The following is a 13,992-nucleotide window of genomic DNA, read 5'->3' as shown; positions in this document are numbered from 1 at the left end:
CTTTAGACTTTAAGCAGGTTCCAGAACGCCTGACCTAATCCTAGCATATCCCGCCCGGCGGGTTGCCCCCTCGGCATGGCCGCAGGCCGCCCCCCCCTCCGACAGGGCCGGGGGGGTCCCCTCGAAGCGGACTTCGAAGCCGAGGCGGCGGAGGCGGCGGCTCAGGGCCAGGAGGTCGGCGGGGGGCCGGCGCCAGAGGCGGAAGAGCCGGTTGCGCCGGGCCCGGCGGGTGGGGTGGACCGGTGTGAAGCGGACGGCGAAGGCCTGCGGGGAGAAGGTCCGGGCGATGACCTCGGGGTCGAATGGGATCCCGCGGGGGAGCGCACAGCTCAGAACGGCCTTCCCCCTCCCTCCCCGGGCCCAGCGCCGGCCGAAGGCGGCGATCTCCTCCAGGGACCAGGTCCGGACCGGGACGAGAGCCCGCCGCGCCTCCGGGTCGGTCGAAAGCAGGGAGAAGCGCAGCTCGAGCCCTCCCCTCCGGAAGCGGCGGTCCCTGAGCCGGCGCAAGCGCTCGAGGAAAGCCCGGCTGACGGCGCAGGCGGGGGCGACGGTCGAGAGCACCGGCACGAGGCCCGGGTGCTCCGAAGACAGGCGCTCGAGCGCCTTCAGCACCGCCGGGTTGAAGCTGGGCTCGCCCATGCGGGTGAAGCGCACTTCCAATCTTGGGAATCCGGCGCTTCTCCCGCCGGATTCCCAAGACAGGGCTTGCTCGACCTGCGCGAGCAGGGTCCCCAGGCCGAGGTTCCCGCCATAGGGGAAGTCCCCGGCGTCGCACACCCGGCAGGCGACCGGGCAGCCGAGCGCGACGCTCACGGAAACGGCCCGTCCGCGGCGGCCGGGCAGAGATTCGACGACGAACTCGATGCGGCGGCGGGGGTCTTCGGCCGGGGCGGCGAGGAAGTGCTTCGCCCCCGGCCCGGCCGGACGCCGACGCAGGACCCGCAGAGGCGGCGGCGTCACAGAGACAGACGCCGGCGGCGCGCCAGGCCGCGGGCGCTGATGAGCTCCTGCGTGCGGCAGGAACAGTAGTAGGCGGAGAGGCGTCGGGCATGGGTCAGCGCGAAGAGCAGGAGCTCGAGCGCCGCCTCCTCCCCCCCGGCCACCGGCCGCCAGAGCAGGTGCGGCGAACGCTCCCCGGCGGCCGCGTGCCCCTCCCCGCGCACCCCCTCCGCGTTCTCGCCGCACGCGAAGAGTTCGTGGATGTTGAGGTAGGGGACTCCGAGCGCGTCGAGCTCGAGGACCATGCGCCGCAGGTCCGCCATCTTCCCGGGGACGACGGGGACTTCGACGGTCGTCTCGGGGAAGCGTGCGAGCGCGACCCGCACGGGGCGCAGGTCGAAGCCGTTGGCCACGAGGTTGAAGCGCAGGGAGTCCAGGCCCGCCGCCCGCAGCCGTTCGGCCAGCGCCTCGTCGAGCGGGTCGCCGTTGGTGTAAAGGTCGATGCGCACGCGCTCCGGCAGGCGGCGCAGGGCCGCGAGCACCGCGAGGACGCGCTCGGGCTTGAGGAGGGGCTCGCCGCCGCTCAAACCCACGCTGCGCAGGCGGTAGCGCTCCACGACGGCGGCCGCCTCCTCCGGGGTCTTCACCGGGATGCCGTGGACGACGAGCTCGTCGGTCCGCGGCTTCGCGTTGAAGCAGAAGAAGCACTCGCGGGTGCACAGGCCGGTGACGAAGAGGTTGGTCCCCCTGCCGAGCAGGCAGCCGCGGCAGCCGGGGGGCAGGCGCCGCGTGTAGAGCGTGCGGTCTTCGAGCGAGCCCAGGATCCCCTGCCCCGCGAGTTCCGTGAGCAGACGCTCGATGCGCTCGCGGGAGGCCGGGTCCTCGACGGCGGGCGGGACGGCGGCTCCCCGCGACGCGTCGGCCTTGCGGGCGTACCAGGAGAGATCGTCGTGGTCCTTCATTATGGAGACAATATACTAACTCTTCCCCAACTCCTCTCCCCTCGGGGGGAGGAAGGAGGGGGGAGGACCGCCGTCTCATGGCAGTTCCCCCTCCCCCTACCCCCTCCCGCAGGAAGGGGAGTTAAGGAACTATTCTTCCGCACGTCTGACGTGAATCCCCTTTGCGACGTTATCCTCCATAGCGACCACCGCCTCGCCGACGCGCACGACGAAGGCCGGCCAGCGCTGCTCGACGCTCAGCTCGGCCCCGGGGACGAACCCGAGGGAGAGCAGGCGCTGGGCGTCCGGGGAGTCGGGCGCGTCGAGGGAGACGACGCGGCCCCGTCCGCCGGCACGCAGCCGCTCGAGCGCGACGACGCCGCGGACGCTCATGCGAAGAGCCCCCAGAGCCGGCTCACCAGCGCCGCGGCCCCCAGCGCGTAGAGGAGGACGAAGGCGGTCACCGCGGCGCAGACCTTCGCGCCGTGCTCGCGCAGGAGCAGCAGCCATTGCGCCATGCAGGGGAGGAAGAGGGTGATGGCGGTCAGCGCCACCGCCGTCTGCCGCGGGTCGAGGAGCCCCTCGCGATGCAGCTGATAGAGGCCGGCCGCGCCGTAGTCGCGGCGCAGGAAGCCGATGAGGAAAGACGCCGCGGCCTCGCGGGGGAGCCCGAGCAGGCCCGTGACCAGCGGCGCGGCGGCGCGCTCGATGACGCCGAGCCCGCCGGTGCGGTCGAGGACGAAGAGGACGAAGGTCGCCAGGGCGAAGAGCGGGACGACCTCGGCGGTGTACCAGCGCAGGCGCATCCACACCTTGCGCAGCACGTTGGCCGGACGCGGCAGGCGCATGGGCGGGATCTCGAGGACGAAGGAGGCCGCGGCGCCGGGCATCGCCCGGGAGGCGGCCCAGCCCACGCCGACGAGGGTCGCGAGCATGGTCCCCAGCCAGACCCACAGCACCCGCGGGTCCGAGCCGCCGGCCATCCCCAGGATGAGCCCGAGCTGAGCCGAACAGGGCACCGTGAGCGCGAGGAGGAAGCTCACGAGGAGGCGCTCGCGGCGCGTCTCGAGCACCCGCGTCGTCACCACCGCCATCGAGCCGCAGCCGAGGCCGAGCAGCATCGGCAGCACGGCCTTGCCGTTGAGTCCGACGAGGCGGAAGACGCGGTCGGTGACCACCGAGAAGCGCGGCAGGTAGCCCGAATCCTCGAGCAGGCCGAAGGCGATGAAGAAGGTCGTCACGACCGGCAGGATGAGCGCGAAGGCGTAGGTGAGGGCCATCGTGAAGAGGCCGTAGGGACCGACGAGGAGGTCCCGGACGAGGGCCCAGGGGGCGATGCGGACGACGAGCGCCGAGAGCGCGGGATTGACCCATTTCCCGAACACCGTGTCCTGCAGGAAGTCGACGCAGACCTGGGCGCCGAACACCCCGACGAAGACGTAGAGGCCCGCGAGGGCCAGGAGGGCGCCGAGGACCCCGGACCAGGGCCCGAGCGCCCAGCGTCCGAAGGCCTCGGCCGCGCGCGAACGGTCTCCCAGCGTGCGCCGAAGCGTGCGGGCGGCGAGCTCCCGCGCTCGCTGGCGGGCGGCGTTGAGGAAGAGGTAGGCGGGACTGCGGGAGAAGCGGCGGCGCGCGCGCTCCACTTCCGCGAGCTCCGCCTCGTCGAGCCGGCCCGCCGCGCCCAGAGCCCGGCGCAGGCCGTCGTCCCCGGTCAAGGCCGCGAGCGCCCAGGGCCGCGCGGACTCCGGCAGCGCCTCGGCGAGGGCGGCGGCCGCCCGCTCGAGCTCCGCGGGCAGCGGCGGCAGGCGCGCCGGGGCAGCGGCCCCGTCGAGGGCGGCGCGCAGGTCCGACACGCCCTCCCCGTAGACGGCGGCGGTCCGCACGACGGGGACGCCGAGGGCGCGGGAGAGCGCGGGGACGTCGATCTCGAAGCCTTTCGCGCGGGCCTCGTCGCTGAGATTGAGTGCGAGCACGAGCGGGACTCCGAGGCGGGCGAGGTCGAAGGTGAGGGTGAGCGCCCCCTCGAGGTCGGTGGCGGAGGCGACATGGAGGAGGACCTCGGGTGGACGCGCGAGGAGCTCGTCGCGGGTGACCGCCTCGTCGTCCGTGCGCGCGTGCAGCGAGAGCAGGCCCGGGGTGTCCACCACCTCCCCCTCCTCCGTGCGGGCGCGCAGGAGTTCGAGCGTCGTGCCGGAGTAGTTGGACACCGCCGCATAGCAGCCGGTGAGCGCGTGAAAGAGGACGGATTTCCCCACGTTGGGCCGGCCGACCAGGAGCAGGCGTCGGAGGACGAGAGGGGCGGGGAGGGAGGGGGGCATCTTCTTATTGAAACTACATTTCAATTATAACCCCTCCCCCTCCTGAAAGCAAGTATAATGCTCCCATGCGCGCCGTCCTCCCCCTCCTCCTCGCCTCCGCCGCCTGCGCATGGGAACCCGCGCTCGTCCCGGGCGCCGTCGCCCCCGGGGAGGTGCTCGCGGTCTCCCTCGAGCCCGGGGCAGACCCCGCGCGCAACCTCCTGCGCCTCGACGGCCGGATCCTTCCCTTCCGCCGCGCGGCCGACGGCGGGGTCCGCGTCCTCGTCGGCTTCAGCGCCAAGGCGGCGCCCGGCCCCCGCGTCCTCGAGGTCGTGCGCAGGGGGTTCTTCTTCGACGGGGAGCGGAAGGTCCCCTTCGAGGTCCTCCCGGCGACCTTCTCCGTCCGCCGCCTGCGCATGGAGGCCTCCCGAGCCGCGCTTCCGACGAGCCCCGTGGCGCGCGGGGCGCTCGCCTCCATCCGCGCCGCCCTCGCGGGGGAGAGCCCCGAGCAGCTCTGGGCGGGCCCCTGGCGCCCCCCGCTCGCGGACCCGCGGCTCACCGCCGGGTACGGGAACTCCCGGACGGTCAACGGCCGGGAATGGTCCTGGCACAAAGGGGTCGACTACGGGGCCCCGGCGGGGACGCCCGTCCTCGCGCCGGCGGCGGGCCGCGTCGTCCTCGCCGAACGCTACCCCGTGCAGGGCGGCGTCGTCGTCGTCGACCACGGCCAGGGCGTGCTCAGCGCCCTGCTGCACATGAAGTCCGTCGAGGCGAAGGTCGGGCAGAACGTCGAGCCGGGCGCGCGCGTGGGACGCGTGGGCACGGCCGGCTTCTCCACCGGCCCGCATCTGCACTGGGGAGTCTACGTCCACGGGGAGCCCGTGGACCCGCTGCCCTGGCTGCGCCGCTCCTACTGAGCGGGAACCCTCAGGGCCAGACGATGGTGAAGGTGACCCGGCTGCCGGCGCAGCTCGCGTTGACCGTGGGTCCCCCGCCGAAGAAGGTGCACTGGGTCATGCCGTTGCAGGGGGTCCCGTCCCAGGTCGCGTCGAGCCGGGCCTTGCAGGCGTCGATGTAGCTGTGGTCCATGTCGCTCTGGCGCATGCGCGTCACCATCGAGTGGGTGCCGAACATCATGCGCATGAGCCCCGTCGCGAGCAGGAGCAGGAGCATGGAGAAGACCATGACCTGCACGAGCGCGATGCCGCGCGTGGACGACGGGCTACTGGTAGCGCGAGAATTGTCCATTGAAGGTCGAGTCTCCGGAATAATTGAGCACCTGGGACGCCCCGGTCGCCGCCCGCGTGAGCCGGAACGAGAAGCGGACCTGGTTCCAGTTCGCCGCCTTGAAGGCGATCTGCCGGGAGAAATAGTTGGGCGCGCCGTTGGCGGGCCCGTTGAGCCCGGAGGCGACGAGCATCGGCGTCGCGCCGCCGAGCGGGCTGCCGCAGTTCCCCGCGCCGACCGCGGGCGGCGGCCAGCCGGCACCGCTGTAGTAGAAGATGCAGGGAGTCGGGTCGAGCAGGCTCGAGCCGCAGGCGCCGATGGGCGTATAACGCACGCAGAAGCCGAACCAGCGCGTGTCCCCGGCGATGCCGTCCATCGGGTTCATGCCGTCGCGCGCCACGTTGCGGCCGCCGATGAGGACATCCGAGGTTCCGCCCTCCACCGGGCTGTCGATGCGCGTCGCGACGACGACCTCGCTGCGCACGGCGTGCATGGCGAGGACGGCCATGGATTTCAGCCGCGCCTCCCCGGAGATGGACACGCTCTGGCGCAGCGAGGAGACGTAGATGGCGCCGAGCCCCGCCATCACCATGCTGAAGATGGCGATGGCGAACATGAGCTCCGCGAGCGTGAATCCCCGCCGTCGAGCGCTCGCCCCCATCAGTCGCTCCAGTTCGCGGAGAACTGCACCTGCTTGCAGGTCCGGGAGCCGCAGGCGAAATCGCTGACCGTGTAGCTGATGGTACCGTTGACCGGGGCGCCCGTGAAGGAGGCCGGCAGGGTCGGCGTCAGGTTATGCGTCCCCGGGGCCAGGGCCCAGCAGCCGCCGCAGGCCTCGCCGGGGTAGGTCCAGGGCAGCGCGCCGCCCGGTCCCGTCGGGTAGGAGGAGTCCCCGGTCGTGAAGGCCTTCAGAGTCTCCATCGCCTGCCGGGTGTAGTTGAGCGCCTCCCCGCGCCGGCCGGATTTGACGACCTGGAGCTTGCTCGTGAGCAGGAGCGGGAAGATGGAGGTCACGACGGCGGCGATGAGGAGCACCGAGATGAGGATCTCGATGAGCGTGAAGCCGTTCGGACGGCCGCGCCGACGCGCGGCCGCCGGAGACGGAAGAACCGCTTCCGGCCGGAGGGGGCCCATCACTTCGAAGTGTAACAGGACGCCTGGGGAGAGTCAATGACCTGGCTCCGTCCGCCGGACTTGTGGCGGCCCGCGGGCAAGTGATAGAATGGGGTCCCGTCGGTGCGGTACCCAAGTGGTCTAAGGGGCGAGTCTGCAAAACTCGTATTCATGGGTTCAAATCCCATCCGCACCTCCACTTTATGCATCCTATGAATGAAAAGCCGCGCTAAGCGCGGCTTTTCATTTGTCTCGTTCTTCGTCGTCAGGGGACGAAGCCTATCCGCCTCTTGGCCCGCCGAGGCGACCCCATCAGCCTCCGGATCGCATCGAACACCCCGCGAATCTGCTCCGCCCTCTCCATCCGTTCGGCTAATGCATGGTCGCTCGCCAACACCTGCCGCACCCGCACGAAGGCCCGCATGATGACGATGTTGATTTGTACCGCGCGTTCACTGTTCAGGACGCTCGAAAGCATCGCTACGCCCTGCTCGGTGGAAGCGTACGGCAGGAACTTGACGTGAGCACCTTTCTCTAAGGTGCCAATTTGGCGCCTTAGAGCCGCATACTCTCCCTTCTCCAGCACGAACATGAAGTCCGCGGGGAACCGCGTGATGTTCCGACGAACCTGCCTCTGGAGCTGCTTCGTCTCGACGCCGTAGAGACGCGCTAAATCCTCGTCGCTCTTCAGACTTCTCACCCCATTATAAAGGAACGCGCTGGATCCTCGGGCGCGTCTCCTTTATCTCCTGTCCGTAGGCGGCGCGCGCATCCGTGCAGTCCCTCCGCGCCGCCTACCAGGACCCCCACCGGCGCAAGGGGTGGAGGGGTGCCTCCCGAGCAAAGAAGCCGCACTCAATCGGCATACAAGCTCATCAAAACGGTCTCCGCCCATTGCCCAGAGGCTGCGGGGCACCCTGCTCTGTCGGGCATGTCGGAATCCCGCGGCACCCGTATCGCCGCGGGACGAGACCTGAGCGGCGTCCCGCGTCACGGGACGACCGCGTCCCAGCAGAGCAGGGTGCCCCGCGGCCTCTCGCCGGAGCTTTACCTTTTTAGCGTTCGTTGCGGTCTGCGCGGCTTATTTGCTATCCTTTTTCTCGACGGGAAAGTTGAACGGAGAGCTGACGCACCATGCCGAGTTCGAACCCGCCGAGTCGCCGAAACACCACGCCCGCCCGGAGCCCCCGTGCGGGTCGTTCATTTCCCGCCGAGACCCGTCCCGCAGGGTCCGGCATCGTCATCCTGGACTTCGGCTCCCAGTACACCCAGCTCATCGCGCGCCGCCTGCGCGAGCTGGAGGTCTTCGCGGAGATCCTCCCCTACCACGCCGCCCCGGAGACGATCCTCGCCCGGCGGCCCGCGGGCATCATCCTCTCCGGCGGCCCGGCGAGCGTGCACCGCCGCGGCTCGCCGCGGCCCCACCCGGGGATCCTCGAGTGCGGTCTTCCGGTGCTCGGCATCTGCTACGGCATGCAGCTCCTCGTTCAGCTCCACGGAGGGCGCGTCGCCCCGACCGGGCGCCGCGAATACGGCGCCGCGACCGCGACGCTCCGCGGCAGCGACCCGCTCCTGGCGGGCCTGCCCCGGAAGCTCCCGGTCTGGATGAGCCACGGCGACGGCGCCAAGAACCTCGGCAACGGCTTCCGCGTGCTCGCGCGCACGGAGACGGCGCCCTACGCCGCCATCGCCGACCCGGCCAAGCGCCTCTACGGGGTCCAGTTCCACCCCGAGGTCGCGCACACCCCCGACGGCGCGCGCCTGCTGGCGAACTTCGCGCGCCGCATCTGCGGCGTGCGCGCCCGCTGGACCATGGAGTCCTTCCTCGAGGAGAGCGTGCGCCGCGTGCGCGCGCAGGTCGGCGAGGGCAAGGTCGTCTGCGCGCTCTCGGGCGGCGTGGACTCCTCGGTCGCCGCGGCCCTGCTGAGCCGGGCCGTCGGCAAGCGCCTCCACTGCATCTACGTCGACACGGGCCTCGGCCGCTACGGCGACGTCGAGCACCTGCGCGCCGCCTTCAAGGGCTACCGCCTGAACCTCAAGGTCGTCGACGCCTCCCCCCTCTTCCTGCGGCGCCTGCGCGGCGTCGCCGACCCGGAGCGCAAGCGCAAGATCATCGGCCGGACCTTCATCGAGGTCTTCGACCGCGAGGCCAAGCGCATCCGGGGAGTGGAGTACCTCGCCCAGGGGACCCTCTACCCCGACGTCATCGAGTCCGTCAGCGTGCACGGCCCCTCGGCCGTCATCAAGAGCCACCACAACGTCGGCGGCCTTCCCAAGCGCATGAAGCTCAAGCTCGTCGAGCCCCTGCGCCTCCTCTTCAAGGACGAGGTGCGCCGGCTCGGCCGGGCGATGGGGATGTCGCCGACGCTCATCGGCCGGCATCCCTTCCCCGGTCCGGGCCTCGCGGTGCGCGTGCTCGGAGCCGTGACCCCCGAGCGCCTCGAGCGCCTGCGCCTGGCCGACCGCATCTTCCAGGAGGAGCTGCGCTCCTCGGGCTGGTACGACAAGGTCTGGCAGGCCTTCGCGGTCCTGCTCCCGGTGCGGACCGTCGGCGTCATGGGCGACGAGCGCACGCACGACTACGCCCTCGCGCTGCGCTCGGTGAACAGCGTCGACGGGATGACGGCCGATTGGAGCCGCCTCCCCCACGACCTCCTCGCCCGCGCCTCCAGCCGCATCGTCAGCGAGGTCCGCGGCATCAACCGCGTGGCCTACGACGTCACCTCCAAACCCCCGGCGACCATCGAGTGGGAATGACCAAGACCTCCAAGCCGCTGCTCCGTTCCGAGATCCCCGGCCTCCAGCTCCTGGTCCGCGGCAAGGTCCGCGACGTCTACGACCTCGGCGAGCGCCTCCTCATCGTCGCCACCGACCGCCTCTCGGCCTTCGACTGCGTGCTGCCCACGCCCATCCCCGGCAAGGGCGCCCTGCTGACCCAGCTCTCGTCGTTCTGGTTCCGCAAGACCGCGCGCATCGTGCCCAACCACCTGCTCTCCTCCGACCTCGACGAGATCCAGCGCGAGCTCCCGCGCGGGGTCAAGCTCGACGCCGAGCTCTACGCCGGCCGCGTGACGCTGGCCCGCAAGGCGCGCCGCGTCGACGCGGAGTGCGTCGTCCGCGGCTTCCTCGCCGGCTCGGCCTACAAGGAGTACCGCGCCTCCGGCTCCGTCTGCGCAGAGCCGCTGCCCGCCGGCCTCGTCGAATCGGCCCGCCTCTCCTCGCCTCTCTTCACCCCCTCGACGAAGGCCTCGGTCGGACACGACGAGAACATCTCGCGAGCGCACCTCGCGGAGGCGGTCGGCCGCGAGACGGCGCTCGAGCTCGAGCGCCTGAGCCTCGCCCTCTTCCGCACCGCCGCCGCCCACGCCGAGGCGCGCGGCCTTCTGCTCGCGGACACCAAGTTCGAGTTCGGCTTCATCGACAAGCGCCTGCACCTCATCGACGAGGCCCTGACCCCCGACTCCTCGCGCTTCTGGGAGAAGGGCGCCTGGAAGCCCGGGGTCTCCCCCGAGAGTTTCGACAAGCAGTTCGTCCGGGACTGGCTCGAGCGCTGCGGCTGGGACAAGCGTCCCCCCGCGCCGCCCCTGCCGCCCGAGGTCGTCGAAGGCACGGCCTCGCGCTACCGCGAGGCGCACCGGAGGTTGACCGAATGAAGCCCCTCAATGAGACCCTCGCCGCTCCCTCGACGCGGCCGCCGCACTCCGCCCCGTCCCTGCCGACCTACGTCGTGGAGGTCGCGCCCAAGCTCGGCGTCGGGGACTCCCCCGGACAGTCCGTGCTGGTCCAGCTCCCGGCGCTCGGCATCACCGGCGCGCGCGAGGTCCGGGTGACCTCGCTCTACGAGATCTCCGGCAAGCTCTCGTCCTCTCAGATCCAGCTCATCGGCAAGGGGCTCCTCTGCGACCCCATCACCCAGGATTTCCGCACCGATTCCTCGGCCTCGACGACGGCCTTCCTCATCGGCCCCCACTGGCGCGTCGAGGTCTGGCTCAAGCCGCAGGTCACCGACCCGGTGGGCGAGAGCGTGCGCAAGGCGGTCGTCGACCTCGGCCTGCCCGAGCCGGCCCGCGTGCGCACCGGCGTCGCCTACCAGATCCTCGGCCGCGTGCATCCCGGACAGATGGAGCGCATCGTGAACAAGCTGCTCGCCAACCCCCTCATCCACCGCACGAAGGTCGAGCAGCTGTGAGCACCGCTCCCCCGCCCGCCGAGACCCGCCCCTCCTGGCTCGATGCCGCGCCGAAGGCGCTCATGGAGCTCAACGTCCGCTGCGGCTGGTCGCTGAGCGCCCCCGAACTCGCCGCCATCCAGGCCCATTTCCGCCGCCTGCGCCGCGAGCCGACCCGCGCCGAGGTCGAGACCCTCGCCCAGACCTGGTCCGAGCACTGCAAGCACAAGACTTTCACGAGCCCGGTCCGCCTCAAGGACGGGAAGTCGACGCGCCTGCTCAAGAACCCCCTGGCCGAGACCGTGATGGCTGCGACGCGCCGGCTCAAGAAGCCCTGGTGCCTCTCCGTCTTCGAGGACAACGCCGGGGTCGTCGAGTTCGACAAGCGCTGGGCGCTCGCCGTCAAGGTCGAGACCCACAACCACCCCTGCGCGCTCGAGCCCTACGGCGGCGCCGAGACCGGCGTCGGCGGAGTCATCCGCGACGTCCTCGGCGTGGGCCTCGGCGCCAAGCCGGTGCTCAACACCGACGTCTTCTGCTTCTGCTCGCCCGAGCGCGCCGGAGAGCTGCCCGACGAGGTGCTCCACCCCCGCCGGGGCCTCACCTCGGTCGTGGCCGGGGTGCGCGACTACGGGAACCGCATGGGCATCCCGACCCCTTCGGGAGGCCTGTACTTCGACGACGGCTACCTGCGCAACCCTCTCGTCTTCGTCGGCACCGTCGGCCTCATGCCGCGCGACGCCGTCCATTCGCGCATCGAGCCCGGAGACCTCGTGGTCGCCGCCGGCGGCCGCACGGGCCGCGACGGCCTGCACGGGGCGACCTTCTCCTCGACGGCCCTCGACGCCTCGACCGACTCCTCGGCCGTGCAGATCGGCCACGCCATCATGGAGAAGCGCCTGCTCGACGGCCTGCTGCGCGCCCGCGACGCCCGGCTCTACCGCGCGCTCACCGACTGCGGCGCCGGCGGGTTCTCTTCCGCGGTCGGCGAGATGGCCGCGCGCGTCGCCGGCAAGGGCGGCGCCCGCATCGACCTCTCCAAGGCCCTGCTCAAGGTGGCCGACCTCGCTCCCTGGGAGATCTGGCTCTCCGAGGCCCAGGAGCGCATGGTGCTCGCCGTGCCGCCGAAGAACCTCAAGGCCCTGCAGGAGCTCTTCGCCGCCGAGGACGTCGAGACCTGCGTGCTCGGGACCTTCACCTCCACCGGCCGCCTCGAAGTCTCCCATGGAGAAGAGCGTCTCGCCGACCTCGACCTCGAGTTCCTCCACCACGGCCTGCCCCGCTCGGAGCAGGAAGCGGTCTGGGAGCCGCCGAAGACCGAGCACTCCCCGCGCCCGCGCATCGAGAGCTCCCGCTTCCCGGAGCTCCTGCACCGCGCGCTCTCGCACCCCAACGTCTGCAGCCGCGAGTGGATCATCCGGCAGTACGACCACGAGGTCCAGGCCGGCACGGTGATCAAGCCTCTGCAGGGCGTGCACCACGACGGCCCGGGCGACGCCTGCGTCATCTGGCCGCTCGCCGTCACCGGCGCGCCCGAGGAACACCGCGGCTTCGCCGTGGCCAACGGCCTCAACCCCGCGCTCGGGAAGAGCGACCCCTACGCGATGGCGCTCGCCTGCGCCGACGAGGCGCTCGCGGGACTCGCCTGCGTCGGCGCCGACGTGTCGCGCGCCGCGCTGCTCGACAACTTCTGCTGGGGCGACCCCGGCGACCCGCGACAGCTCGGCGGGCTCATGCGCGCCGCCGAGGGCTGCCGCGACGCGGCGCTCGGCTTCGAGACGCCCTTCATCTCCGGCAAGGACTCGCTGCACAACGTCTACCGCGACGCGAAGGGCCGCGCGCACTCCATCCCCGGCACGCTCCTCGTCACGGCGCTCGCGCCGGTCCCCGACATCCGCAAGGCCGTGACGATGGACATCAAGGGGCCGCGCAACGCGCTCTACCTCATCGGCCGCACGGGCTCCGAGTTCGGCGGCTCGCTCTACGCCGAGTTCCTCGAGGCCGCCGGTCCCATCCCTCACGTGGACCTGCGCGCCTCGCGCGACGCCTACCGCCGGCTCGGCAAGGCCGCGATGAAGGGCCTCGTCCTCTCCGCGCACGACCCGCGCGAAGGCGGCCTGGCGACCGCGGCCGCCGAGATGGGCTTCTCCGGAGAGTTCGGCCTCGAGCTCGACCTCGACCGCATGCCGCGCGCCAAGGACGCCGACGAGGCGCTGCTCCTCTTCGCCGAGGCCCCGGGCCGCGTCCTCGTCGAGGTCGACCCGGCCGTCGAGAAGGAGTTCCTCAAAGCCATGAAGGGCACGGTCCTCGCGCGCATCGGTTCGACGCTCGCCAACCCCGTGCTGCGCGTCATCGGCCTCGATGGACGCATCCGCATGGAGGAGGGCCTCCAGGACCTGAAGGCCTCCTGGCAGAAGACCCTGCCCGCCCTGCTGCTCGCCGGTCCCATGGTCCGCAACGGAGGAGGTCGCACGCAATGAAGGCTCCCAAGGCCCTGGTCCTGCGCGCCGCCGGAACGAACTGCGACGTCGAGACCGCGCTGGCGCTGAAGATGGTCGGCGCCCAGCCCGTCGTCGAGCACGTCCGAGGCCTGCGCGGCGGCAAGGTCCGCCTCATGGACCATGCGATGGTCGTCCTGCCCGGAGGCTTCACCTACGGCGACGACGTCGGCGCCGGCCGGATCCTGGCCAACGAGCTGCGCGCGCACCTGCGCGAGCTGCGCGGCTTCATCCGCAGCGGCCGTCCCGTCATCGGCATCTGCAACGGCTTCCAGGTCCTCGTGAAGGCGGGCCTGCTGCCGCAGACCCCGAACAACGAGCAGACCGCCTCGCTGAGCTTCAACGAGTCCCACCGCTTCGAGACGCGCTGGGTCCGCCTGCGCCTGAACCTACAGAGCTCCTCCTTCTTCGTGCAGGGCCTGCCCGAGATCATCGAGCTGCCCGTCGCCCACGGGGAAGGCCGCTTCGTCGTGAAGTCGCCGAAGGTCCTCGAGCACCTGAAGAAGACGCGCGCCATCCTCATGCAGTACGTCAATGAGGAAGGCAAGTTCTCCGGCTATCCGTACAACCCGAACGGGTCGCTCTTCAACATCGCGGCCCTGACGAACCCGGAAGGCAACTGCCTCGGTCTGATGCCGCACCCCGAGCGCTTCATCACGAAGTGGCATCATCCGAACTGGACGCGCCAGACCTTCTGCAAGGACGGCGTCGGGCTCGAGATCTTCCGCAACGCCGTGAAGTACGTCTCGTCCTGAACCGCGAGACGCGTCCGTCCCGTCTTTGAGCGCCGCAAAAGGAGGTCGCGCCGG

14 protein-coding genes and 1 tRNA gene are annotated in these 13,992 nt (G+C 71.2%); 7 read left to right on the top strand and 8 right to left on the bottom strand.

Annotated elements, in window-relative coordinates; genetic code table 11:
- Positions 1 to 9 precede the first annotated feature (9 nt).
- From WC969_14560 to feoB, 4 genes are all read right to left on the bottom strand, one after another.
- A complete protein-coding gene (locus WC969_14560; protein ID MFA6031075.1) occupies positions 10 to 960 on the bottom strand; it encodes a hypothetical protein in 951 nt (316 codons plus the stop codon).
- On the bottom strand, positions 957 to 1,901 hold the full coding sequence (locus WC969_14555) for a radical SAM protein (protein MFA6031074.1): 945 nt from the start codon (positions 1,899 to 1,901) through the stop codon (positions 957 to 959). Before WC969_14555 ends, WC969_14560 begins: the two co-directional genes overlap by 4 nt.
- Before the next feature lie 129 nt (positions 1,902 to 2,030).
- Positions 2,031 to 2,273 (bottom strand): FeoA family protein, encoded by a 243-nt coding sequence (locus WC969_14550; GenBank protein MFA6031073.1) that lies wholly within the window; start codon positions 2,271 to 2,273, stop codon positions 2,031 to 2,033.
- A complete protein-coding gene (gene feoB, locus WC969_14545) occupies positions 2,270 to 4,198 on the bottom strand; it encodes a ferrous iron transport protein B (protein ID MFA6031072.1) in 1,929 nt (642 codons plus the stop codon). Before feoB ends, WC969_14550 begins: the two co-directional genes overlap by 4 nt.
- 65 nt (positions 4,199 to 4,263) lie before the next feature.
- Between feoB and WC969_14540 the strand changes: the two genes are divergently transcribed.
- On the top strand, positions 4,264 to 5,094 hold the full coding sequence (locus WC969_14540) for a M23 family metallopeptidase (protein MFA6031071.1): 831 nt from the start codon (positions 4,264 to 4,266) through the stop codon (positions 5,092 to 5,094).
- Positions 5,095 to 5,104: 10 nt separating this feature from the next.
- Here WC969_14540 and WC969_14535 read toward each other — a convergent pair whose 3' ends face one another.
- Genes WC969_14535 through WC969_14525 form a run of 3 tightly spaced genes read right to left on the bottom strand, consistent with a single transcriptional unit; the run spans position 5,105 to position 6,538 of the window.
- A complete protein-coding gene (locus WC969_14535; GenBank protein MFA6031070.1) occupies positions 5,105 to 5,425 on the bottom strand; it encodes a hypothetical protein in 321 nt (106 codons plus the stop codon).
- Entirely contained in the window at positions 5,400 to 6,065 is a 666-nt protein-coding gene (locus WC969_14530; GenBank protein ID MFA6031069.1) for a prepilin-type N-terminal cleavage/methylation domain-containing protein, read from the bottom strand. Before WC969_14530 ends, WC969_14535 begins: the two co-directional genes overlap by 26 nt.
- Positions 6,065 to 6,538: a type II secretion system protein gene (locus tag WC969_14525; protein ID MFA6031068.1), complete on the bottom strand. Its 474-nt coding sequence runs from the start codon at positions 6,536 to 6,538 to the stop codon at positions 6,065 to 6,067. The genes WC969_14530 and WC969_14525 overlap by 1 nt, the downstream gene beginning before the upstream one ends.
- Positions 6,539 to 6,639: 101 nt before the next feature.
- Here WC969_14525 and WC969_14520 point away from each other — a divergent pair.
- A tRNA-Cys gene (locus WC969_14520) sits at positions 6,640 to 6,716 on the top strand.
- A gap of 66 nt (positions 6,717 to 6,782) precedes the next feature.
- On the opposite strand, the gene WC969_14515 is transcribed toward WC969_14520, so the two are convergent.
- Entirely contained in the window at positions 6,783 to 7,217 is a 435-nt protein-coding gene (locus WC969_14515) for an ORF6N domain-containing protein (GenBank protein MFA6031067.1), read from the bottom strand.
- A 434-nt stretch (positions 7,218 to 7,651) separates the two neighbouring features.
- Between WC969_14515 and guaA the strand changes: the two genes are divergently transcribed.
- From guaA to purQ, 5 genes are read left to right on the top strand one after another with little or no spacing between them, the layout of a single operon-like run.
- Positions 7,652 to 9,274: a glutamine-hydrolyzing GMP synthase gene (gene guaA, locus WC969_14510; GenBank protein ID MFA6031066.1), complete on the top strand. Its 1,623-nt coding sequence runs from the start codon at positions 7,652 to 7,654 to the stop codon at positions 9,272 to 9,274.
- A complete protein-coding gene (locus WC969_14505) occupies positions 9,271 to 10,170 on the top strand; it encodes a phosphoribosylaminoimidazolesuccinocarboxamide synthase (protein ID MFA6031065.1) in 900 nt (299 codons plus the stop codon). Before guaA ends, WC969_14505 begins: the two co-directional genes overlap by 4 nt.
- Positions 10,167 to 10,706: a phosphoribosylformylglycinamidine synthase subunit PurS gene (locus WC969_14500; GenBank protein MFA6031064.1), complete on the top strand. Its 540-nt coding sequence runs from the start codon at positions 10,167 to 10,169 to the stop codon at positions 10,704 to 10,706. The genes WC969_14505 and WC969_14500 overlap by 4 nt, the downstream gene beginning before the upstream one ends.
- Positions 10,703 to 13,165: a phosphoribosylformylglycinamidine synthase subunit PurL gene (gene purL / locus WC969_14495; GenBank protein ID MFA6031063.1), complete on the top strand. Its 2,463-nt coding sequence runs from the start codon at positions 10,703 to 10,705 to the stop codon at positions 13,163 to 13,165. The genes WC969_14500 and purL overlap by 4 nt, the downstream gene beginning before the upstream one ends.
- Positions 13,162 to 13,938, top strand: coding sequence for a phosphoribosylformylglycinamidine synthase I (purQ, locus tag WC969_14490; GenBank protein ID MFA6031062.1), 777 nt, complete (start codon positions 13,162 to 13,164; stop codon positions 13,936 to 13,938). The genes purL and purQ overlap by 4 nt, the downstream gene beginning before the upstream one ends.
- Positions 13,939 to 13,992 lie beyond the last annotated feature (54 nt).

This window comes from Elusimicrobiota bacterium, from assembly GCA_041660925.1.
In the GTDB taxonomy this organism is placed as follows: domain Bacteria; phylum Elusimicrobiota; class Elusimicrobia; order UBA1565; family UBA1565; genus JBAZUV01.
This window is presented reverse-complemented; position numbering and strand designations above follow the sequence as displayed.

Excerpts from the sequence above, each read along its gene's own strand:
- feoB (MFA6031072.1), bottom strand. The coding sequence starts at position 4,198 with ATGCCCCCCTCCCTCCCCGCCCCTCTCGTCCTCCGACGCCTGCTCCTG.
- WC969_14505 (MFA6031065.1), top strand. The coding sequence starts at position 9,271 with ATGACCAAGACCTCCAAGCCGCTGCTCCGTTCCGAGATCCCCGGCCTC.
- WC969_14555 (MFA6031074.1), bottom strand. The coding sequence starts at position 1,901 with ATGAAGGACCACGACGATCTCTCCTGGTACGCCCGCAAGGCCGACGCG.
- WC969_14535 (MFA6031070.1), bottom strand. The coding sequence starts at position 5,425 with ATGGACAATTCTCGCGCTACCAGTAGCCCGTCGTCCACGCGCGGCATC.
- WC969_14500 (MFA6031064.1), top strand. The coding sequence starts at position 10,167 with ATGAAGCCCCTCAATGAGACCCTCGCCGCTCCCTCGACGCGGCCGCCG.
- purQ (MFA6031062.1), top strand. The coding sequence starts at position 13,162 with ATGAAGGCTCCCAAGGCCCTGGTCCTGCGCGCCGCCGGAACGAACTGC.
- WC969_14540 (MFA6031071.1), top strand. The coding sequence starts at position 4,264 with ATGCGCGCCGTCCTCCCCCTCCTCCTCGCCTCCGCCGCCTGCGCATGG.
- WC969_14525 (MFA6031068.1), bottom strand. The coding sequence starts at position 6,538 with ATGGGCCCCCTCCGGCCGGAAGCGGTTCTTCCGTCTCCGGCGGCCGCG.
- WC969_14530 (MFA6031069.1), bottom strand. The coding sequence starts at position 6,065 with ATGGGGGCGAGCGCTCGACGGCGGGGATTCACGCTCGCGGAGCTCATG.
- WC969_14550 (MFA6031073.1), bottom strand. The coding sequence starts at position 2,273 with ATGAGCGTCCGCGGCGTCGTCGCGCTCGAGCGGCTGCGTGCCGGCGGA.
- guaA (MFA6031066.1), top strand. The coding sequence starts at position 7,652 with ATGCCGAGTTCGAACCCGCCGAGTCGCCGAAACACCACGCCCGCCCGG.